General features: G+C 62.4%; 21 protein-coding genes. 10 read left to right on the forward strand and 11 right to left on the reverse strand.

The window, feature by feature from the left end; genetic code table 11:
• Positions 1-37: 37 nt before the first annotated feature.
• Complete coding sequence (locus C7G41_RS00805) at positions 38-346, reverse strand: hypothetical protein (RefSeq protein ID WP_106941441.1); 309 nt, start codon at positions 344-346, stop codon at positions 38-40.
• 294 nt (positions 347-640) lie between these two features.
• Here C7G41_RS00805 and C7G41_RS00810 point away from each other — a divergent pair, with 294 nt between their 5' ends.
• The 4 genes from C7G41_RS00810 to C7G41_RS00825 are packed head-to-tail and all read left to right on the forward strand — an operon-like array spanning position 641 to position 3,615.
• On the forward strand, positions 641-1,027 hold the full coding sequence (locus C7G41_RS00810; RefSeq protein ID WP_199198149.1) for a cytochrome c family protein: 387 nt from the start codon (positions 641-643) through the stop codon (positions 1,025-1,027).
• Positions 1,028-1,423, forward strand: coding sequence for a VOC family protein (locus tag C7G41_RS00815; protein ID WP_106940805.1), 396 nt, complete (start codon positions 1,028-1,030; stop codon positions 1,421-1,423).
• A gap of 45 nt (positions 1,424-1,468) precedes the next feature.
• The gene (locus C7G41_RS00820) at positions 1,469-2,017 is read left to right on the forward strand and encodes a Twin-arginine translocation pathway signal (RefSeq protein ID WP_106940806.1); all 549 of its coding nucleotides are present in this window, start codon (positions 1,469-1,471) and stop codon (positions 2,015-2,017) included.
• A 29-nt stretch (positions 2,018-2,046) separates the two neighbouring features.
• Positions 2,047-3,615: a GMC family oxidoreductase gene (locus C7G41_RS00825; protein WP_106940807.1), complete on the forward strand. Its 1,569-nt coding sequence runs from the start codon at positions 2,047-2,049 to the stop codon at positions 3,613-3,615.
• A 138-nt stretch (positions 3,616-3,753) separates the two neighbouring features.
• Here the strand turns inward: C7G41_RS00825 and C7G41_RS00830 are convergent, their stop codons facing one another.
• The gene (locus C7G41_RS00830; RefSeq protein WP_106940808.1) at positions 3,754-4,071 is read right to left on the reverse strand and encodes a ribbon-helix-helix domain-containing protein; all 318 of its coding nucleotides are present in this window, start codon (positions 4,069-4,071) and stop codon (positions 3,754-3,756) included.
• A 264-nt stretch (positions 4,072-4,335) separates the two neighbouring features.
• On the opposite strand from C7G41_RS00830, the gene mutL reads away from it, so the two are divergent.
• Positions 4,336-6,147, forward strand: a complete 1,812-nt coding sequence (mutL, locus tag C7G41_RS00835; RefSeq protein WP_106940809.1) for a DNA mismatch repair endonuclease MutL — start codon at positions 4,336-4,338, stop codon at positions 6,145-6,147.
• A 107-nt stretch (positions 6,148-6,254) separates the two neighbouring features.
• Here the strand turns inward: mutL and rsmD are convergent, their stop codons facing one another.
• Together rsmD and C7G41_RS00845 are read right to left on the reverse strand one after the other, a co-directional pair.
• On the reverse strand, positions 6,255-6,809 hold the full coding sequence (rsmD, locus tag C7G41_RS00840) for a 16S rRNA (guanine(966)-N(2))-methyltransferase RsmD (protein WP_106940810.1): 555 nt from the start codon (positions 6,807-6,809) through the stop codon (positions 6,255-6,257).
• Positions 6,810-6,811: 2 nt separating this feature from the next.
• The gene (locus C7G41_RS00845; protein ID WP_199198060.1) at positions 6,812-8,959 is read right to left on the reverse strand and encodes a pseudouridine synthase; all 2,148 of its coding nucleotides are present in this window, start codon (positions 8,957-8,959) and stop codon (positions 6,812-6,814) included.
• Positions 8,960-9,078: 119 nt separating this feature from the next.
• On the opposite strand from C7G41_RS00845, the gene C7G41_RS00850 reads away from it, so the two are divergent.
• Positions 9,079-9,537 carry a nucleoside deaminase gene (locus C7G41_RS00850; RefSeq protein ID WP_106940812.1) on the forward strand — a complete coding sequence of 153 codons (459 nt, stop codon included), beginning with the start codon at positions 9,079-9,081 and terminating at the stop codon, positions 9,535-9,537.
• A gap of 102 nt (positions 9,538-9,639) precedes the next feature.
• Here the strand turns inward: C7G41_RS00850 and C7G41_RS00855 are convergent, their stop codons facing one another.
• Both C7G41_RS00855 and purD read right to left on the reverse strand, forming a co-directional pair.
• On the reverse strand, positions 9,640-10,542 hold the full coding sequence (locus tag C7G41_RS00855; RefSeq protein WP_106941442.1) for an alpha/beta fold hydrolase: 903 nt from the start codon (positions 10,540-10,542) through the stop codon (positions 9,640-9,642).
• A 182-nt stretch (positions 10,543-10,724) separates the two neighbouring features.
• Positions 10,725-12,008, reverse strand: coding sequence for a phosphoribosylamine--glycine ligase (gene purD / locus C7G41_RS00860; RefSeq protein WP_106940813.1), 1,284 nt, complete (start codon positions 12,006-12,008; stop codon positions 10,725-10,727).
• Between the two features lie 364 nt (positions 12,009-12,372).
• On the opposite strand from purD, the gene C7G41_RS00865 reads away from it, so the two are divergent.
• The 3 genes from C7G41_RS00865 (at position 12,373) to C7G41_RS00875 (ending at position 15,726) form a co-directional block, all read left to right on the forward strand.
• A complete protein-coding gene (locus C7G41_RS00865; protein ID WP_146159743.1) occupies positions 12,373-13,608 on the forward strand; it encodes a DUF6884 domain-containing protein in 1,236 nt (411 codons plus the stop codon).
• A 76-nt stretch (positions 13,609-13,684) separates the two neighbouring features.
• Positions 13,685-15,277, forward strand: a complete 1,593-nt coding sequence (locus tag C7G41_RS00870) for an SIR2 family protein (protein WP_158267983.1) — start codon at positions 13,685-13,687, stop codon at positions 15,275-15,277.
• Entirely contained in the window at positions 15,274-15,726 is a 453-nt protein-coding gene (locus tag C7G41_RS00875) for a nucleoside 2-deoxyribosyltransferase (protein WP_146159744.1), read from the forward strand. The genes C7G41_RS00870 and C7G41_RS00875 overlap by 4 nt, the downstream gene beginning before the upstream one ends.
• A 199-nt stretch (positions 15,727-15,925) precedes the next feature.
• Here C7G41_RS00875 and C7G41_RS00880 read toward each other — a convergent pair whose 3' ends face one another.
• The 5 genes from C7G41_RS00880 to C7G41_RS00900 all read right to left on the reverse strand — a co-directional run bounded on the left by C7G41_RS00880 (position 15,926) and on the right by C7G41_RS00900 (position 18,578).
• Positions 15,926-16,225: a transcriptional regulator gene (locus tag C7G41_RS00880; RefSeq protein WP_106940817.1), complete on the reverse strand. Its 300-nt coding sequence runs from the start codon at positions 16,223-16,225 to the stop codon at positions 15,926-15,928.
• Positions 16,226-16,488: 263 nt separating this feature from the next.
• Positions 16,489-16,908 (reverse strand): hypothetical protein, encoded by a 420-nt coding sequence (locus C7G41_RS37285; protein WP_158267987.1) that lies wholly within the window; start codon positions 16,906-16,908, stop codon positions 16,489-16,491.
• On the reverse strand, positions 16,890-17,537 hold the full coding sequence (locus tag C7G41_RS00890) for a DUF433 domain-containing protein (protein ID WP_158267984.1): 648 nt from the start codon (positions 17,535-17,537) through the stop codon (positions 16,890-16,892). Before C7G41_RS00890 ends, C7G41_RS37285 begins: the two co-directional genes overlap by 19 nt.
• 439 nt (positions 17,538-17,976) lie before the next feature.
• Positions 17,977-18,276 (reverse strand): transcriptional regulator, encoded by a 300-nt coding sequence (locus tag C7G41_RS00895; protein WP_106940820.1) that lies wholly within the window; start codon positions 18,274-18,276, stop codon positions 17,977-17,979.
• Positions 18,276-18,578 carry a hypothetical protein gene (locus C7G41_RS00900; protein ID WP_106940821.1) on the reverse strand — a complete coding sequence of 101 codons (303 nt, stop codon included), beginning with the start codon at positions 18,576-18,578 and terminating at the stop codon, positions 18,276-18,278. The genes C7G41_RS00895 and C7G41_RS00900 overlap by 1 nt, the downstream gene beginning before the upstream one ends.
• On the opposite strand from C7G41_RS00900, the gene xseA reads away from it, so the two are divergent.
• Positions 18,579-20,219 (forward strand): exodeoxyribonuclease VII large subunit, encoded by a 1,641-nt coding sequence (gene xseA, locus C7G41_RS00905; RefSeq protein ID WP_106940822.1) that lies wholly within the window; start codon positions 18,579-18,581, stop codon positions 20,217-20,219. It begins immediately after the preceding gene.
• Positions 20,220-20,234 lie beyond the last annotated feature (15 nt).

Raw genomic sequence — 20,234 nt, forward strand, 5'->3', positions numbered from 1 at the left:
TTCTGCCGTTTCACTCCATTGGCTAGTAGCGCTTGGGCTAGTAGCGCTTGCCCGTGGCTGCACCGCCCGTCGCGGAATCGTCGGCGGTCCCTTTGTGCGCAGCACTGCCCGTGGTGCCAACCGTGCCCCTGGTGCCCTTCGTCGGCTTCATGCCCGTCGTCTCGCCCGCTGCGCCCGGCTGGGCATTCATCTCCTCGTCGCCGCTGCCCATCGTGCTGCCTTGCATGGGTTTGCTTTGCACGGTGCCGCTGGGCTTGGCGCCAGACGACGTACCTTGCGCGAGAACGGGTGTCACAATGAGGGCCGAGACGGCGCATGCGATTGCAGAGGTTTTCACCAACTTCATCCATTTCTCCTGGATTTTCGCGATGATCGGTTCGGCGGCTTGATGCGCCGTCCGCCTGAGCCGAACCAATCCATCGCGTTAAGAGCTCGAACGGCGCGACCGCGATGCAATCTGCCTCGTGTGGTGATCGTTTAGGAATTTGACGGCGGTTTCGCGGAATTGTCCTCCGCATATGCGGCAGCGCGGAACAAAGACCCCCGCGCGCAGCGAAACAGCCCGCTACTACCACCGCATGTTTTGCCGCGCCTAGAATTTGCGCACGCTGAATTGACGTAAATGGGCGGACTTTTGACGATGCGCGCGATCGTGCTGGGATTGTGCACCGCGATGGTGCTGGTGGTGCGGGTGGCCGAGGCGCAGATGCCCTTGCCGGCTGCAAAGCCGCCGGATGGCGCGACACTGTTCAAGCAGCAATGCGCGGTGTGCCACACCACGAACTTGTCAGAACCGGTGCGGCAGGGTCCGCCGCTGGTCGGGATCGTCGGGCGGGCCGCCGGCAAGGTCGAAGGCTTTCACTATTCGGAGCCCCTCGCAAAAGCAGCCTTCGCCTGGGACGAGACGAAGCTCGACGCCTGGCTGACCAATCCGCAAGCCGTGATTCCCGGCGTGGTCATGGTCTACCGGCAGGCGAAGCCGGAGACGCGCGCCGCCATCATCGCCTTTCTCAGGGAGCAGAACTGAATGGCGAAGCCGGTCCATTCCATGATCCGCGCACTCGAGGAGGCGCGCTCGCTCGACTTTTACCAGCGGGCCTTTGGCCTGGAAGTCACCGACCGTCTGAAGTTCGCAGACTTTGCCCTGATCTATCTGCGTCATCCCTCCTCGCCCTTCGAGGTGGAGCTGACGGTCAATTTCGATCGCAAGGAGCCGTATGCGCTCGGCGACGGCTACGGACATCTTGCCGTGGTGGTCGAGGATCTCGATGCCGAACATGCCCGCTTCGAGCGCGAGAAGCTTGCACCGGGCCCGCTGCGCGACTTCAAGCACGACGGCAAAACGCTGGCGCGCTTCTTCTTCGTCAGTGATCCCGACGGCTACAAGATCGAGGTGATCCAGCGCGGCGGACGTTTCAACTGATCTGACCACAAAAATTCAAAATACAAAAATCGAAGGAGGAATGCCATGAGAGAAGTCGATCGTCGAAGCAAGCACAGCCGCCGCGTCTTTCTCAAGGGCGCCGCGACCGCCGTCCCGGTCGCGGCAGTCGCGACCAGCGTCGCCGTCGGCATCGAGGGCGCATGGGCCGACGAGACAAGCGCGCTTTCGCCAGCGACGATGAAGACGCTGCTGAAGGTCGCGCGCGATATCTATCCGCACGACGTCCTCGGCGACAGCTACTACATCACCGCGATCAAGCCGTGGGACGGCAAGGCGGCGAAGGACGCGTCCGTCAAGTCGCTGATCAGCGACGGCATCACACGGCTCGACCAGAATGCGCGTGATCGCCACAAGGTGGCTTACGCTGAAGTGCCTTGGGAAGCCGACCGCGTGGTGCTCTTGAAGGAAATCGAGCAGAGCGACTTCTTCCAGAAGGTGCGCGGCGACCTCATCGTCTCTCTCTACAACCAGAAGGAGGTCTGGCCGCGGTTCGGCTACGAGGGCTCTTCCGCCGAGCACGGCGGCTACATCAACCGCGGCTTCGCCGACATCGACTGGCTGCCGAAGGCTTAAGGCCCACCCAACGGTTCAGGAGAACGCATATGGCAAAATTCGATCTGAACGACTCCAGCGTTGTGGTGATCGTCGGCTCCGGTGCCGGCGGCGGCACGCTGGGCAACGAACTCGCGCAGAAGGGCGTCAAGGTGGTTATCCTCGAAGCTGGCCCCCGAATCGAAAATCAGGACTTCGTCAACGACGAGTGGGAGAGTTTCTCCCAGCTCGCCTGGACCGATGCGCGCACCACATCCGGAACCTGGCGCGTCGCCAAGGATTTTTCGGGTCTCCCCGCCTGGATCGTCAAGGCAGTTGGCGGCTCCACAACGCATTGGGCGGGCGCATCGCTGCGCTTCGACGAGCACGAGTTCAGGGTGAAGAGCACTTACGGCAGCCTTCCCGGCGCCAACCTGCTGAACTGGCCGGTCACGCTCGCCGAGATGGAGCCTTGGTACGCCAAGGCCGAGAACAAGATGGGGGTGACCCGCACCAACGGCATTCCCGGGCTTCCCGGCAACAATAACTTCAAGGTGCTGGAGGCCGGCGCAAAGAAGCTCGGCTACAAGACTGTGCATACCGGCAACATGGCGATCAACAGCCAGCCGCGCGACGACCGCGGCGCCTGTCAGCAGATCGGCTTCTGCTTCCAGGGCTGCAAGTCCGGCGCGAAATGGTCGACGCTCTACACCGAGATCCCCAAGGGCGAGGCGACCGGCAATCTCGAGGTCCGGCCGAGCAGCATGGCGATCAAGATCGAGCACGACGCCGGCGGCAAGGTCACCGGCGTCGTCTACGCCGACGCAACAGGCGCGATGCAGAGGCAGAAGGCGCGCATCGTCGCGGTGGCCGGCAATTCGATCGAAAGCCCGCGGCTGCTGTTGAACAGCGCATCCACGATGTTTCCCGATGGCCTCGGCAACTCAAGCGGCCAGGTCGGCCGCAACTACATGCGCCACATGACCGGCAGCGTCTACGCCGTGTTCGAGAAATCGGTGCACATGTATCGCGGCACCACCATGGCCGGCATCGTCCGCGACGAGGCCGCCAACAACCCGAAGCGCGGCTTCGTCGGCGGCTACGAGATGGAGACACTGTCGATCGGACTGCCGTTCATGGCCGCGTTCCTCAACCCCGGCGCCTGGGGACGTCCGTTCACCGCCGCGCTCGACGGCTATCCGCGGATGGCCGGGATGTGGCTGGTCGGCGAGGACATGCCGCAGGAGACCAACCGCATCACGCTCGATCCTGTCGTGAAGGACAAGTTCGGTCAGCCGGTCGCGAGCGTCCACTTCGACGACCATCCCAACGACATCGCAATGCGCGCGCACGCCTACAAGCAGGGCGCTGCGGTTTACGATGCCGTCGGCGCCACCGTGAGCTATCCGACACCGCCCTATCCGAGCACGCACAATCTCGGGACCAACCGGATGAGCGAGAAGCCCAGGGATGGCGTGGTCAACAAGTTCGGTCAAAGCCACGACGTCAAGAACCTGTTCGTCTCCGACGGCAGCCAGTTCACCAGCGGTGCTGCCTGCAATCCGACGCTGACCATCGTTTCGCTGGCGATCCGGCAGGCGGATTACATTGCAAGTGCGATGCAGAAGAAGGAGATCTGAGGTCCGACGTCCATCGGCTCGGAATGGAGCACACCGCTCCCTCCCCGTCATTGCGAGCGAAGCGAAGCAATCCAGCATCCCACCGCGGTGACGGTCTGGATTGCTTCGTGGCAAGAGCTCCTCGCAATGACGGTAGGGCTATTCAGCCGCATCAAGAATGGGCGCAACGGCGACCTTGAAATCCCGTACCGGCGCCACGCTCCGGGAGCGATAGATCAGGCAGGAGCAGCGCAGCAACGAGGCGAAATTGTTGACCTCGCCGTGATGGTCGAGCACCTCGTTGTAGAGCGTCGTCAGGAACTTGCCGACGCTCATGTTCTCCTTGGCCGCGATCTCCTCCAGCGTGTCCCAGAACGCCATTTCCAGACGGATCGAGGTGCAATGCCCACCGATCCGCAATGAGCGGGTCTGGGATTCGTAGTCGCGTTGGGGCTGATGCGCGAAGAGATGGCACATGGCGTCCTCCCGTCCTGTTGCCGTTTTTTTCATGATGCTACACCGCAGCCCGGTACCCCACAATCGGGACGGCAGCCGGAGATCGGTCCACCCGATTGCACGATTTTGTCGAACGTCCAATCTCTTCAATGTGATAGACAGCCCTCTTCCCCAGCCCGCCACGTTCCTGTTGCCCAACACATGCTTTTGACGCAACACGGCCTAGAATAGTGCTGTCAGCGAATCCAGATCGAAGCCCAAGATCGAAACCCAAGATCGAGTTTCATGCCCGTCCGCCAATTGCCAGAACAGGTCGTCAACCGCATTGCCGCCGGCGAGGTGGTCGAACGTCCCGCGAGCGTGGTCAAGGAACTGGTCGAGAACGCCATTGATGCCGGCGCGAGCCGGATCGACGTCTTCACCGATGGCGGCGGGCGCCGGCGGATCGGCATCACCGACGACGGCGGCGGCATGACCGCCAGGGACCTGTCACTGGCGGTCGAGCGTCACGCCACCTCCAAGCTCGACGACGAGGACTTGCTGCAGATCCGCACGCTCGGATTCCGCGGCGAGGCGCTGCCCTCGATCGGCTCTGTGGCGCGGCTCTCCATCACCACGCGGCATGCCAGCGAGCCGCACGCCTGGGCGCTCAATGTCGAGGGCGGCGAGAAGTCCGAGATCATGCCGGCCGCGCTCGCGCATGGCACGCGGGTCGAGGTCAATGACCTCTTCTACGCGACGCCGGCGCGGCTGAAATTCTTGAAGACCGACCGGACCGAGGCGGAAGCGATCCGTGAGGTGGTGCGGCGGCTGGCGATGGCGCGGCCCGAAATCGCCTTCACGCTCGCGGGCGAAGAGCGCACCCCGGTGACCTGGGCTGCGGCGCTGCCCGGCGTCGCCGGTCGCCTGACGCGTCTCGGCGACATCCTGGGGGCAGAGTTCCGCAGCCATGCCATCGAGGTCCATGCCGAGCGCGAGGGTGTGGTGGTCGCCGGCTATGCCGCAGGACCCGCGCTGACCAAAGCCAACGCGCTCGGGCAATATCTCTTCGTCAACGGCCGCCCAGTGCGCGACAAGCTGATCCTCGGCGCAGTGCGCGGGGCCTATTCCGACTATCTGCCGCGCGACCGTCATCCGGTGCTGGCGCTGTTCGTCACGCTCGATCCGCGCGAGGTCGACGCCAATGTGCATCCGGCCAAGACCGAGGTGCGGTTTCGCAACGCAGGCCTCGTCCGCGCGCTGATCGTGCACGGATTGAAGGAAGGGCTTGCACGGGAGGGCCGGCGTACGGCCGCCAACAGCGGCGAGAGCGCGCTGTCGTCGTTCCGCCCCGCATTCACGCCGCGCCCGGCAAGCTGGGACTGGCGGGCGTCGCCATCCGCCCCCGTCGCGCCGATGCCGTCATTCGACGGTGCCGCCGCGCCCGCCTTCGCCGAGCGCGCACAGGCCGCGTTCGACGTTGGCGCGCCCAGCGCGGACGTGCGGATCGAAACCCAGCCCGCCGGCGAGCTGGTCGACCGCCCGCTCGGCGCTGCGCGCACGCAGATTCACGAGACCTATATCGTCTCGCAGACCCGCGACGGCCTGATCATCGTCGACCAGCACGCCGCGCATGAACGCATCGTCTACGAGCGGCTGAAGGCCTCGCTGGCGGCCAACGGCGTGCAGCGGCAGATCCTGCTGATCCCCGAGATCGTCGAGATGGACGAAGCCACGGTGGAGCGCCTGCTCGAGCGCAGCGAGGAGCTGGCGTCGTTTGGCCTTGCGATCGAATCCTTCGGCCCCGGCGCGGTCGCGGTGCGCGAGACGCCGTCGTTGCTCGGCAAGACCAACGCGGGCGGGCTCTTGCGCGATCTTTCCGAGCACATGGCCGAGTGGGACGAGGCGCTGCCTCTGGAGCGCCGCCTGATGCACGTCGCCGCCACCATGGCCTGCCACGGCTCGGTGCGCGCCGGCCGAAGGCTGCGGCCGGAGGAGATGAACGCCCTGCTCCGCGAGATGGAGGACACCCCGAACTCCGGCCAGTGCAATCACGGCCGCCCGACCTATGTCGAGCTGAAGCTGAGCGACGTGGAGAAGCTGTTCGGGCGGAGGTGATTTCGTAGGGTGGGTTAGCGAAGCGTAACCCACCTCTTTGGTATCCGCGCAAACAGAAGTGGTGGGTTACGCCTTCGGCTAACCCACCCTACGCACCGAGTGCAAGGCTACGGCCTCTTCAAAAACACGAACTCCGTGTCGTCATACGCCCGCCGCTCCAATTCCTCGTAACCCTCAGGCGTCACGAACTGCGCGGCCTTCGCTTCCTCGACAACCAGCAGCGCGCCCGGCGCCAGCCAGCCGCCGTCGCGCAAGGAGGCGAGCGCCTTCTCCGCAAACCCCTTGCCATAGGGCGGATCGAGGAACACCAGCGAGAACGGCTCGACCGGATGTGCAGGCCCGAGATCGGTCGCATCGCGGCGATAGACTTTTGTCACGCCACCCAAGCCCAGCGTCTCGACATTGTTCCGCAGCAGGGCGCGCGCTTCCGCGCCGTTGTCGACAAACAGCGTGAACTTCGCGCCGCGTGACGACGCTTCGATGCCCAACGCGCCGGTGCCGGCGAAGAGATCGAGCACGCGCGCGTCCGCAATCGGATCGTCATAGGCGTGCACGAGGATGTTGAACACGGACTCGCGCAGGCGGTCCGCCGTGGGGCGGATGTCGCGCGAGGACGGTGAGGCCAGATTGCGCCCCTTCAATCGACCGCCGACGACGCGCAACGTCAGTCCTCCTTCGGCGCCAGATCGCGCTTGCCGTGATAGCCGCGCTTGGGACGGCGCGGCGGGCCGTAGCCGCTCGCCTCAGCCTCGTTGCGCTCGCGCGCTTCCTCGCTGCCGGTACGTTGCACCAGCACGCGGCGGCCCTTGCGGTCGTTGATCACGCCGCGCTTGGTCGCCGGCTTCTTCTCGCGCGGCGCGTCGTCTCCCTCATGCGAGGCAGATTTCTGCGGCACGTCGAACTGCGCGCCCGATTTCTCGATGATCTTTTCGCCGAGCTGGTCGCGCAGCACCCGGGACTTGATCTCCTCGACCTGGCCCTCGGGGACCTCGCCGAGCTGGAACGGGCCGTAGGAGACCCGGATCAGCCGGTTCACCTCGAGTCCGAGATGAGCGCAGACGTTGCGCACTTCGCGGTTCTTGCCCTCGCGGATCGCGAACACCAGCCAGACATTGGCGCCCTGGTCACGCTCCAGCGTCGCGTCGATCGGACCGTATTTGATGCCCTCGATCTCGATGCCGTTCTTCAGTTCGTCGAGCTGCGCCTGCGTGACGTCGCCATGGGCGCGGACACGGTAGCGGCGCAGCCAGCCGGTGTCCGGCAGCTCGAGCGTGCGCGCGAGCCCGCCATCATTGGTGAGCAGCAGCAGGCCTTCGGTGTTGAAGTCGAGCCGGCCGACACTGATCAGCCGCGGCAGACCTTCGGGCAAATTGTCGAACACGGTCGGACGTCCCTCGGGATCGTCATGCGTCGTCATCAGGCCGCGCGGCTTGTGATAGAGGAACAGCCGCGTCCGCTCGCGCTCCGGCAACGGCTTGCCGTCGACGGTGACGACATCGTTCGAGGTGATGTCGAGCGCCGGCGAATTGATGACACGGCCGTTGACGCTGACGCGGCCCTGCGTGACCATCTCCTCGGCATCGCGGCGCGAGGCGAGGCCCGCACGCGACAGCACCTTGGCGATACGCTCGCCGGCCTTCTTCGGCTTGGCCTCTTCCTCGCGGCGCGGCCGCCGCTCAGAATCACGATCGCGCTCGCGATAGGCGCCGCGACCGCCGAAGGCCGGACGCTTCTCGAAGATCCTGCTCTCATCCTCGTTTTCGCGGCGTGGACGATCGCCGGAACGCGCTTCGCTGCGGGGATGCTCGTGCCAGTCGGAGCGGCCCTCGGAGCGCTCGCGCGGACGATCGAATTTCGGGCGATCGCCGCCGCGATCGAACCTGGGACGATCATCGCGTGGGCGATCAAACTTGGGACGATCGAATTTGGGCCGCTCGCGAAACGGACGGTCACCCGATGGACGATCGTCGCGCGAACGCGAAAAGCGCGGACGGTCTTCGCCGCCGCCTTGCCGGTCGTCGCGCTTCTGCCACGGCTTGTCTCCACCGCGGTCGCTGCCGCCAAAATCCTTGCGCGGACCCTTGCTGAAATCCTTGCGCGGCGGCCGGTCGCCGCGCGGGGCCGCATCGCGCTTCTGCCAGGGTTTTGAATCGCTGCGCTCGCTGCGATTGCGGTCCGGAGCACCGCGCGAAAACTTCCGCTCGCCGTCGAACTTGCGTTCCGGACGGTCGCCACGCGGCGCGTAAGGTCGCTTGTCGCCAAACTTCGCGTCACCGGTTCGGCCGGCCGGACGGGAATCGTCGCGATCCCTGCGCGGCGGACGGTCATCACGCCCATAGGAGGGGCGATCACCGCGCGGCTTGAACAGCCGCTTCTCGCCATCGCGCGAGGGGCGATCAGAAAATGGGCGGTCGCCACGGGGCTTGAACGGGCGCTTCTCGCCGTCGCGCGACGGACGATCGGAAAACGGACGGTCTGCACGCGGCTTGAAGGGCCGATCGCCACGCGGCTTGAAGCTGCGCTCGCCACGATCCTCGCCGCGCGGCCGGTCTTCGCGGGGCCGGTCTTGGCGATTGAACTTCGGACGGTCGCCGAAATCGCGGCGCGGGGCATCGCCCTCCTCGCGGCGGCGGAACGGTTGACCCTCGCGGGGCGGGCGGGCGTCGCCTTTGTCCCCAGGAGGGCCGCGCTTGGCGAACTTCTTGTCGGGCCCGCGGGGCTTGCCGGAGCGGCCCTTCGCGGGGCCTCCCTTGGCCGGGCCGCGATCACGCCGGCCGCGGGAATCGTTGTCTTTGTCGCTGTCGCGAGGCATGAATAATCTCACTCAGGGGGTGGCCAGAAAGCATTGTGCGCGCTCGTCTCGAGCCGCATGCTCAGGCAAATTCGGTAAGCACTTCTGCTGAAGGCGCAGCTACTAGCAGGTTTCTCGGGATGATACGAGGCTTGAAAGCCCCCTCTTTCATGGATTTGGCGCTCAAAACGGCCGAAAACGCCGGAAAGGCGGGCGAAGTTCCGATCGGATGCGTCGTGGTCCGCAATTACGAGGTCATCGCCACCGCGGCAAACCGGACGCTGACCGACTACGACCCCACGGCTCATGCCGAGATCGTCGCGCTGCGCGAGGCGGCCAAGAAAATCGGCAGCGAGCGCCTGGTCGACTGCGACCTCTACGTGACGCTGGAGCCGTGCACCATGTGTGCGGGCGCGATCTCGTTTGCAAGGGTGAGGCGGCTCTATTACGGCGCCGCCGACCCCAAGGGCGGCGCGGTTGAATCAGGCGTGCGGTTCTTCACGCAGCCGACCTGCCATCACGTCCCGGACGTCTATTCCGGGGTCGGCGAAAGCGAGTCGGCGCGGCTGCTCAAGGACTTCTTTCGGGAGCGGCGGTAGGCCTCTCCCCGTCATTGCGAGGAGCGAAGCGACGAAGCAATCCAGACTGCCGCCGCGGAAAGAGCCTGGATTGCTTCGCTTCGCTCGCAATGACGATGAGGCCTAAGCCGAGAAGAACTCGCGCAGCGCCTTGGCGGTCACGTCCGGGTTCTCCTCGGTGAGGAAGTGCCCCGAATCCACCGGCATGCCATCCACGTTGGTCGCCCATTGCTTCCAGATGTCGAGCGGGGTGGCGGCGGCTTGTGCGATGCCGGCGTTGCCCCACAGCGCCAGCATCGGAATGGTGATCTTCTTGCCGGCCTCGAAATCGGCCTTGTCGAGATCGTAGTCGAAATAGGCGCCGGCGCGGTAGTCCTCGCACATCGCATGCACGCGGGCGGGATCGCGGAACGGGGCGATGTAGTGTTCGAGCGCGCGCTCGTCGATGGCGTCCAGCGTCTTCGATTTGGTCTGGCTCGCCATCTTGAAGCGCAGGAAGAACTCGCCGTTGCTCGATATCAGCGTCTCCGGCAACGGCGCCGGCTGCGCCAGAAAAGTCCAGTGATAGATCTTCAGCGCGTAGGCGCGGTTCATCCGCTCCCAGTAATTATAGGTCGGCAGGATATCGAGCACCGCAAGCTTCGACAGCCGGCCGGGATGATCGAGCGCCAGCCGATACGAGACGCGGCCGCCGCGATCATGGCCGGCGAGCGCGAAATGCACGTGGCCGAGTTGCTCCATCGCCTCGACCATGGCTTTCGCCATCGCCCGCTTGCTGTAGGGGATGTGCAGCGCGTCGCTCTCGGGCATGTCGGACCAGCCATAGCCGGGCAGATCGGCGATGATCAGCGTGAACCGGTCGGCCAGCTGCGGCGCGACGCGGTGCCACATCACGTTGGTCTCGGAGAAGCCGTGCAGCAGCAACAGCGGCGGTCCCTTGCCGCCGACGCGGGCGAAGATGCGGCCGAAGGAGGTGTTGATCCATTCGGAGGCGAAGCCGGGATAGAGGTCGGCGAGATCGGACATCTTCTGCATCCTTATCTGTCAGCGCGGGATCTGCTCGGTCTTGAGGTGCCCCAAAACAAAAAGTCGAAAAACAACCCCATGCACAGTAGCTAAGTTCAACAGCCGCCTACACAATTTCGGAGTGCCGTCGGGCGGGCCGCACATTGCGCGCGCGCGCGAAAAAAGCCTGTCAGCTCTTGGCCTTAGTTCTTGGACTTCTCGGCTTCCACCGCCTGCCAGCCGATGTCGCGGCGGCAAAAACCTTCCGGCCAGTTGATGCGGTCGACGGCCTGGTAGGCGCGGGCCTGCGCTTCCGTCACGGTCTTGCCGAGCGCGCAGACATTGAGCACGCGGCCGCCATTGGCGAGGATGGCGCCGTCCTTCTCGACCGTCCCGGCGTGGAAGATCTCGGCGGTCTCGACCTCTGAGGCGTCATCGAGCCCCTCGATCCGCGTGCCTTTCTGATAGTCGCCGGGATAGCCCTTCGCCGCCATCACCACCGTGAGCGCGGCCTCGGGATGCCAGCGGAGGTCAAAGTTCTTCAGCTGCCCGTCGCAGGCGGCGAGGAAGGCCGGCACGATGTCCGACATCATCCTGAGCATCAGCACCTGGCACTCGGGATCGCCGAAGCGCACGTTGAACTCGAACAGTTTCGGCCCTTGCGTCGTCAGCATGATGCCGGCGTAGAGGATGCCGCGAAACGGCGTGCCGCGCTGCTTCATGCCGGCGACCGTCGGCAGGATGATCTTGGCCATGATCGCATCATGGATCGCCGGCGTGACCAGCGGCGTCGGCGAATAGGCGCCCATGCCGCCGGTGTTCGGGCCGACGTCATGGTCGAACACGCGCTTGTGGTCCTGGGCGGAGGCCAGCGGAATGGCGGTCTCGCCGTCGCACAGCGCGAAGAAGCTGATCTCGCGGCCCGGCAGAAACTCCTCGATCACGACCTCGGCGCCGGCCTCGCCGAAGGCGCCCTCGAACATCATGGCAATGGCGTCCTCCGCCTCGCGCACCGACTTGGCAACGACGACGCCCTTGCCGGCGGCAAGGCCGTCGGCCTTGACCACGATCGGCGCGCCCTGGCTCTGGACGTAGGCACGCGCATCGGCGGCGCTGGTGAAACGCTTGTAGGCGCCGGTCGGAATACCGAATTCGGTGCACAGCGCCTTGGTAAAGCCCTTCGAGCTTTCGAGCTGGGCGGGGATCCTGTTCGGCCCGAACGCCTTGATGCCGGCGGCGGTGAGGTCATCGACGATACCGGCCGCCAGCGGCGTCTCCGGGCCAACCACCACGAGCTCGACCGCATTCGCCTTGCAGAAGTCGATCACGGCGGCATGGTCGGCAACATCGAGCGCCACGCATTCCGCCTCGCGCGCGATCCCGGCATTGCCCGGCGCGCACCAGAATTTGGTCACCAGGGGAGAGGCTGCGATCTTCCACGCCAGGGCATGTTCGCGGCCGCCGGAACCAAGCAGGAGAATGTGCATCGAAGGCTCGAAATGAGGGGTTTGTTGGGGCGGAGGTCGCATGAATCGGGGTGGGGCTCAAGGGGGGCGGCCCCACGCACCCCGTCATTCCGGGGCGCACCCCACCTGGGCGTGAGCCCGGAATCCATCGGGCCAGGCGGTGCGCAGATCGGTTGGCGGCGCTCCGGACAAGATTTGTAATGGGTGCCCAAAAACTTCTGTGCGTGTACGGTCTGGCCAGTGGTTACCTCTGTTCAAGGGGTATGCAAGACCTGTGGATAAAGGGCCCGCGCGTTCCGAACGTATCGTCTTGCTGGGGTGGCGAGTATACTACCGGTAGAGAATTTAAACGCGCCCACGTGCCGCGACAGCCCGCGGCGGATCCATGAGCGACCCTTTTTCCGCAAACTCAGGCCAATTGGCCTTTGACTGGCTCGATCCTGATCGAGACGAACTTGCGCGTTTGGCGCAGCATTTTGTTGAAGAGCTAAGACAACTTCCGAAGAGCGCCATTGTGCTTGTGTCGTGTGGCAAGCATAAAAAGGAGGCCAAATCCATGGCGTCCGAAATGTACACGTCACCTCGTTTCCGGATGTCGGTTAACTTGATCGGTCGCCTTCAACAGCGTGCGTTCATTCTCTCGGCGAAACACGGACTGCTCAGTCTGACTACCCAAATCGATCCGTATGATGTCAGCTTGAGGACTTTCGATGAGGAGCAGCTTTCTCGATGGCAATCAGGCGTCGTATCAAAGCTGAAACGTCAGAAGCGCGATAACTCTGTTGCGGTCATGCTAGCCGATGACGAATACGCCACTCCTCTCGACAGCCGCTTGAAGTCGGAAGGGTTTGAGATAATCAATCCGCTGACCGGGCTTTCAAATAGCGCCCGTCTGATGTTCTTGAAGGCCTGCCACCATTATCTTGATCGAATCGCGAGCGTCGGTGAGTTGTATTCCATCTTCGACAAGCTTGGCAGCGCTGGCCAAATCAAAACGCTCAGAGACGCTCTTCAAAGCTCGCTTCCTGATCAAGGCGTGTACTTCTTCTTCGACCCCAAAGAACAAACTCGGTTTTCTCAGACTCTACCGAGATTAGTTCGAATCGGCACGCACGGTGTTTCTTCCGGTTCGCGGGCGACGCTTCGCGACCGCCTGCGCACGCACTTGGGGACGTCAGACGGGTACGGCAACCATCGCAGTTCGGTATTCAGGCTTCATGTAGGTGAAGCTCTCATTCGACGTGATGAACTACGAGAGCAATATCCTGATTGGGGCTCAGGACAAAACTCAACTGCTGCCGTTCGTGACAAGGAGAAGCCTCTTGAGCGAGCGGTTTCGGAGATACTCGGTAGCCTCCTAGTTTGTTGGATTGCCGTGGCGGATAAGTCGGCTAAGGAGAGCGCTCGATCGCTTATTGAGCGCCTTTCAATTGCTCTCTTTACTGAGCACCTACTTCCTGTCGAGGGTCCTGGTTCGAATTGGCTAGGGCTCCATTCGAAGCATAACGTCATCGTAAAGACCGGCCTTTGGAATCTCCGTGACGCTGGCGGCAAGGCAGACGTTTCTCTACCGAGAATAATCCATACCCGTGTGATGAAATCCGAAGTCGGGAAAAGCTAACAGGATGCCCCGCTCTACCGTTGCTCTTGAACAAGCGTCGAAATCGCAGCCCCAGCTTCCCGTTTGGCTGTGTCACATGTGGCAGCGCCTAGATCGCCGGCGATTGGGTCTTATCCTCGGGGCGGGTGTGTCCATCGATGCGGGTCTTCCGACCTGGAAGAACTTAGTGGAGCGCCTTACTGCTAGATTTCCTGCGGTCAAAAAAGAATTCAAGGCTCACCGAAAAGCCGGCTTACAAGAGACTTACATTACACAAATAGCTTACGCGTTGCATCAGGCACACGTTAAAGGCTCCACATCGACTCTTCCGCGACAGTTTGAACAGTATCAGGTCGACTCTACTTGGATGGAGGTAGTGCATCAGGAACTTTATCGCGACATCGCAAGCCTGAAATACGACCAAATACTTCAGCGACATTCCTACTTGAAATCACTCGGGCAGCTAGTTTGCAGAACTGAGCTAACGGTAAATTTTAACTTCGATGACTTGGTTGACGAGGCGGCGATAGGATTCGCGCGAGACAGAAGTAAAGTGCAGCCTGAGGTAATATCGCGCCCAAAAATCGAAACCCGCCGCGACGCCTCCGTAATTTATCACATCAACGGCTCTCTTCCGCGCGAAGCGCGGCGAAGACGAAGCGAGAATTTAGTTTTCACTGAAGATGCCTTTGCGGACGTTCTAATATCGCCAACGCTGCACGGGTCGGACTTCCTGATGTCGCGCTTTGCGACAACAACATTCTTGCTCCTAGGAACGTCGCTTAACGATAACTCGCTGAAGAACATGCTGCGGGCTGGAATGAAGCGCAATCCTGCTAACCACCATTACATCGTTTACTGGGAGGATCCCGCGCGCCGACGGACGGACGAAGAGCGCCGACACATCTTTGATGTAAATCTTGATGTGTACAATCTCATTTCGATTTTCTTGGAAACCGAGCAGATCGCAGAACTTGTTGATCTTCTAAATGAAGAAGAAGCTGGGTTGTTCGAAGCGGAGCTAATGAAGTTTTCCCATCACCCTGCGCGGCGAAAATATTATCTAGTCGGATCGGTTGTCGCTGGCAAGTCGAGCAATCTTGAAGGACTGCGATGCTTCTCTACTTTTGAGGAGTGGTCCGGTAGAGCGCCAGAAACGATGTATCAAGATCACAGGTCGCTATCTGTGGCGCAGCGGAAGGAAATTGACGACTGGCTTTATAGTCAACTACGCGAAAAGAACGACAAGATGAGGCGCGCGGGAGTGGGCATGCACGTGATGGACCGGTGCTACCTTGACCTGTGTGCGTTTTCGAAAACAGATGCAGAGAACGTTGAAAGGCTTAAGGAACTGAGAGCGCGCGTCTGCAAACATAGCGGCCCCCTTGAGGCCGGACAGATGATATTCTTGGAAGCTGATGAGTCCGCGCTCAGTGACAGACAGGCTCGGCGTGGCAAGCTGCGAGGTGTTACCATGGTGATTGACTATGACGGCGCCGCCCTTGTGAAACAATCGGCCGTGTTGAAGTCGGTCTACATGCCTGAACCTGCGTTCACGTTCGATAATTCTCTCGAGGGAAGCGACCAGACCTCGCGACGTATTGCTCGACAGATACTGCTCGGCGAATATAAGCCGTTTGATTTCGAGAAGCGTATAGACGAACTACTCGCGAGCGGAGGAAAGGTGTGAAGGCTAACGGAATACGAGTTTATCTTGCCGCCCCGCTGTTTTCACAAGCCGAGATGGTAAGAAACAAAGCTCTCCGGGATGCAATTTCGAGCTTTGCGAACGTCTATCTCCCGCAAGAAGATGGTGGCATCCTTCTAGATCTCGTGCGGAGCGGCGTTCCGGTAGAGCAGGCGAAATCGCAGATATTTCACTTCGACATTGAGGCGATCGCGGCTTGCGACGTGCTTGTCATTGTCCTGGACGGACGAACGGTCGATGAAGGCGCGGCATTCGAGTTGGGATACGCCTTTGCTATTGGGAAGGTCTGCGTAGGCCTGAAAACTGATCCTCGGATGCTGCTCCCGATTGGGGACAATCCAATGATCGAAGTCGCTCTTCGAAAGATTTGCCGCGATGAGCAGGAGTTGGTGGATTGGATCGCAGACTATGATCGGAGCGCGGCGAGCTAAAGCATTCGTGGTCGACCAATACCGAGCGGCCATCCGGAGAAGTAGCGCTACTTGAATGTGCTCACTGCAGCGAGATTGAGGCGGTCCAATGCCGCACTGCAAAACACATCCCTGCTAGCAAGTAGTCAAACGCAAGCCGAAGTTCTCTTGTCTTAGCGAGGAGCGGTTCCCACCCAACGGTACTAACCTTGCCGATGGCCTAAACCTGCCTCCCCGCAATAATCTCCTGCAGCGTCGCCACATGCCGCGCGAACGCCCCGCGGCCCGCCGCCGTCGCGGTGACCGTGGTCTGCGGCTTCTTGCCGACGAAGGCTTTTTCCACTGACACGTAGCCCGCCTTGGCCAGCGTCTCGATATGCGCGCCGAGATTGCCGTCGGTCGCGCCGGTGAGCTTTTTCAGCCGCGAGAACTCCAGGCCAGCGGAGACAGGCAGCGCGTTCAGCGCCGCCATGATCTTCAGCCGCAGCGGCTGGTGGATGATGTCGTCGAGTTCGGCCATCAGATCCGCCGCATCCAGAGGCCGCCGAGGATCAGTCCGCCGCCGTTGACGAAGGCCATCCAGAGCGGAAACGCCTCGCCGATGAAGAAGAAGCCGATCAGCGTCAGCGCGGAGATGCCGAGACCGATCGCGATGAAGGCATAGCCGAACCAGAGACCCGCCAGTATTACGGTGACAGTGCACTAATTTCAAAGCCATCGCAGTTGATGCCATTGGCGATGCCGTCAAGGGCGTTCCACATGGTGGCGAGGTCGCCTAAAAAGTCACGCGAGTGAGACGACCTTAAAGCGCCCAGCGCTCGAAAACTCAAAGATAAACGGTTTTGCTATCACGCTCACGCGCTCTGACATTCCGTCGTAAGCGCGGACAAAGTAGCGCAGCTTTTCCCATGTCTCGTCGTTCGCACCTGGAAGATAGAAACAACCAGCCTTGTGCTGCTTAACTGCCGATTTCTCCGGCAGGAGTGTGTGAAATTTTCGGTCGTGGCTCAGAACAATCCAGCCCTCTTTAGCGACCGCCTCAAGCCACACGTCGTCCGGCGTATCATGTTTAAACTTGAACTTGTTCTTCGGGTCGTGGTGGTATTCGACGGAAAATGACTTCGGGCGCGCCGCCCGTACCGCTTCCGGAAGGCGCTTGCCGAAATTCCTATCAAAGTAAAACGTCAGTTTAGACGCGGCGATTTACGCCTCCCAGCCCCTAAAAGTCCTTCGAACTTTAATGCCTCTCGGACCTCGCTTTTATCGAGGCCAAAATCTTCTGCGATGTCGCTGTCGGACTCGCCGGCATCGTGGCGACCGCGCAAGACCCACGTCGCTATTCCGCGAACGGCAGGCGCGCCAAACGATATACGCGGGTCGATAATGATCGGCTTTCCCGCACCAGCTACGTGCCAACGCAAGGCAACATGTTCCTCGTACTCGAATTCCTTGAGCCGACCGATGACCGATTCCCATTCTAGCTGGCCTTCAGCATCAGCTTGCACAACAGTATTTGGCCCCACGTCGATTTGCTGCGCGTCCAAATACAGGTGCTTGGCGTTCTCTTTGAACTTGTACTCAGCGAACGGGAACTCGCTCTTGAGTTCATGCGCCGCCCAGGAGCGAGCCTTTCTGATCCGGGGCATGGAAACCCCAGCTTTGCGGAAGGCCGCGACCACTGCAACCTCGATCAACTGCATGTAGCTCAGCGCCGACCGCTGCTCGCGCTGCTTGAGCAATTCGGCTTCAATCCGATGCCACGCCGCAACAGTCTGCGGCGCTACCTGAGCATAGTCGGCAGCCTCGCTGATCTGGTAGGCGGGGAGAAGCATTCGACGCCGCCAAGGCTCGTCTAGTCGTTCAGACACCAAGGTTGCCATTGTGAGGACTCACTATCCAAGAGAGTAAGCCGGTCTAGACCGGTTCCGCTACGGTTGTTTGGGCTTACGAATAACGCGCGGAATCAGCATCAACGGCACTATCGACAAGTAGGAACATTTATAGAACAAAGCAATAACCTTGAATTTCTCGTTTACAATCAATAGGTAATTGCTGGGTATGCTAAGTGAAACTCCACCTCTCTATGTCCGCGCGCGGCTGTAGGGATTTGGATAAATATCACCAAGTGAGCCTAACATTTCCATCGATGGCGGGCTGGACTGACGGTGGAAGTTTCGTAATCTGCTGCCCATCGCATCATTTGCAGCGGCTGCACATTTGTGGTTGCCATCGGAGCAAAGCGGACTGGTTTGCAATTCATGAGTACGCACCCTAGTTCGGCCTCCCTGCAATGATCTCCTGCAACGTCGCCACATGCCGCGCAAATGCACCGCGGCCCGCCGCGGTCGCAGTCACCGTGGTCTGCGGCTTCTTGCCGATGAAGGCCTTCTCCACCGACACGTAGCTGGCCTTGGCCAGCGTCTCGATATGCGCGCCGCGATTGCCGTCGGTGGCGCCGGTGAGCTTTTTCAGCCGGGAGAACTCCAAACCTGCGGTGGCCGGCAGCGCATTCAGCGCCGCCATGATCTTCAGCCGCAGCGGCTGGTGGATGATGTCGTCGAGCTCGGCCATCAGATCCGCCGCATCCAGAGGCCACCGAGGATCAGGCCTCCGCCATTGACGAAGGCCATCCAGAGCGGGAATGCCTCGTCGATAGTGAAGAAGCCGATCAACGTCAGCGCGACGATCGTGGCGCCGATGACGAGGAAGGCACGGCCGAACCAGACGCCCGCTCCGAGAAGGACGCTCCAGAGCGTCGTGTGAAGAAGCTGGCTCGTGCGGCGACCCGAAGATTGATCTCCCCAGCGGGGAGAGGTGAACTCCCTGGCTGGCGCCGCGGGGCGAAAATCCCTAACGTGGGGTCTGATCCCCACATGCCGAATCGTTTGCCGATGCCGTCAGCGGAACCCCTGCTCAACACTCCCGAATTCACCGTTTCCGAGCTCTCGCAGTCCCTGAAACGGACGGTCGAGGACACCTATGGCCATGTCCGGGTCCGCGGCGAGATCTCCGGCTTCCGCGGGGCTCATTCCTCCGGCCATTGCTATTTCGCGCTCAAGGACGAGAGCGCCAAGATCGAGGCGGTGATCTGGAAGGGCGTGCACGGCCGCATGCGCTTCAAGCCCCAGGAGGGGCTCGAGGTCATCGCCACCGGCAAACTCACGACCTATCCGGGCTCCTCGAAATACCAGATCGTGATCGAGGCGCTGGAGCCGGCCGGCATCGGCGCGCTGATGGCGCTGATGGAAGAGCGCAAGCGGAAGCTCGCCGCCGAAGGCCTGTTCGACGAGGCGCGCAAGCAGCTGCTGCCGTGGCTGCCGGAGGTGATCGGCGTGGTGACATCGCCGACCGGCGCCGTGATCCGCGACATCCTGCATCGCCTGGAGGACCGCTTCCCCCGCCACGTGCTGGTGTGGCCGGTCAAGGTGCAGGGCGAAGGTTCGGCCGAGCAGGTCGCGGCCGCGATCCGCGGCTTCAATGCGCTGCCGGAGGGCGGCAGGATTCCGCGGCCCGACGTGCTGATCGTCGCGCGCGGCGGCGGTTCGCTGGAGGATCTGTGGTCGTTCAACGAGGAGATCGTGGTCCGTGCCGCGGCCGAGAGCATGATCCCGCTGATCTCGGCGGTGGGGCATGAGACCGACATCACGCTGATCGATTTCGTCGCCGACAAGCGCGCGCCGACGCCGACGGCGGCGGCCGAGATGGCCGTGCCGGTGCGCAGCGATCTCTTTGTCGAGGTCGGCGATCTCGGGCGACGCACCCGCGCCTATTGGCAGCGCAGCCAGGAGAGCCGTCGCAGCGAGCTGCGCGCGGCCGCGCGCGCGCTGCCGGCCGCCGGCGATCTGCTGGCGATCCCGCGGCAGCGGCTGGATTCGGCGGGTGCGTCCCTGCCCCGCTGCCTCAAGGCCAACACCCATGCGCATTTCCGCAGGTTTACCGCCGCAGGCGCCAAGCTGACGCTGCGGGTGCTGCACGGCCAGATATCGCAGGCCGATCATCGCCTCACCGTGTGCGGGGAGCGGCTCGGACTGTCCACGCGTTCGCTGCTGCGACGGCGACGCGACCGCTTTGCCGGGCTGGAGGTGCGCCTGCGCGCCTCAAAACTCTCCAATGCGCAGGCGCAGCGCAACGCGCTTGCGCGCCAGCGCGAGCGCACGCATCGGCTTGCCGAGCGCGCGGGCCGCGCGCTGGCGACGCTGCTGCAGCGGCTGGATGCCCGCGTCGAGAACAGCGGCAAGCTGCTCTCCGCCTTGTCCTATCGCGGCGTGCTCGCGCGCGGCTTCGCGCTGGTGCGCGATGAGGCCGGCCATCCCGTGCATGCGGCGGACGCGATCGGGCCTGGTGCAAGGGTCGAGATTGAGTTCGCGGATGGACGCGTGGGTGCGACCGCGGATGCGGATCGGCCGGCGGCCGCCGCGAAGCGTGGGCCGTCGCAAGCCAAGGCGGCGGCGCAAGAGGCGAAGCCAGCGCCGAAGCGCGTGGGCAAGCCGGTGGATCAGGGGAATTTGTTTTAGAGGCGAGGGTGGCAT

It is taken from the genome of Bradyrhizobium sp. MOS002 (assembly GCF_003020115.1).
GTDB lineage: Bacteria > Pseudomonadota > Alphaproteobacteria > Rhizobiales > Xanthobacteraceae > Bradyrhizobium.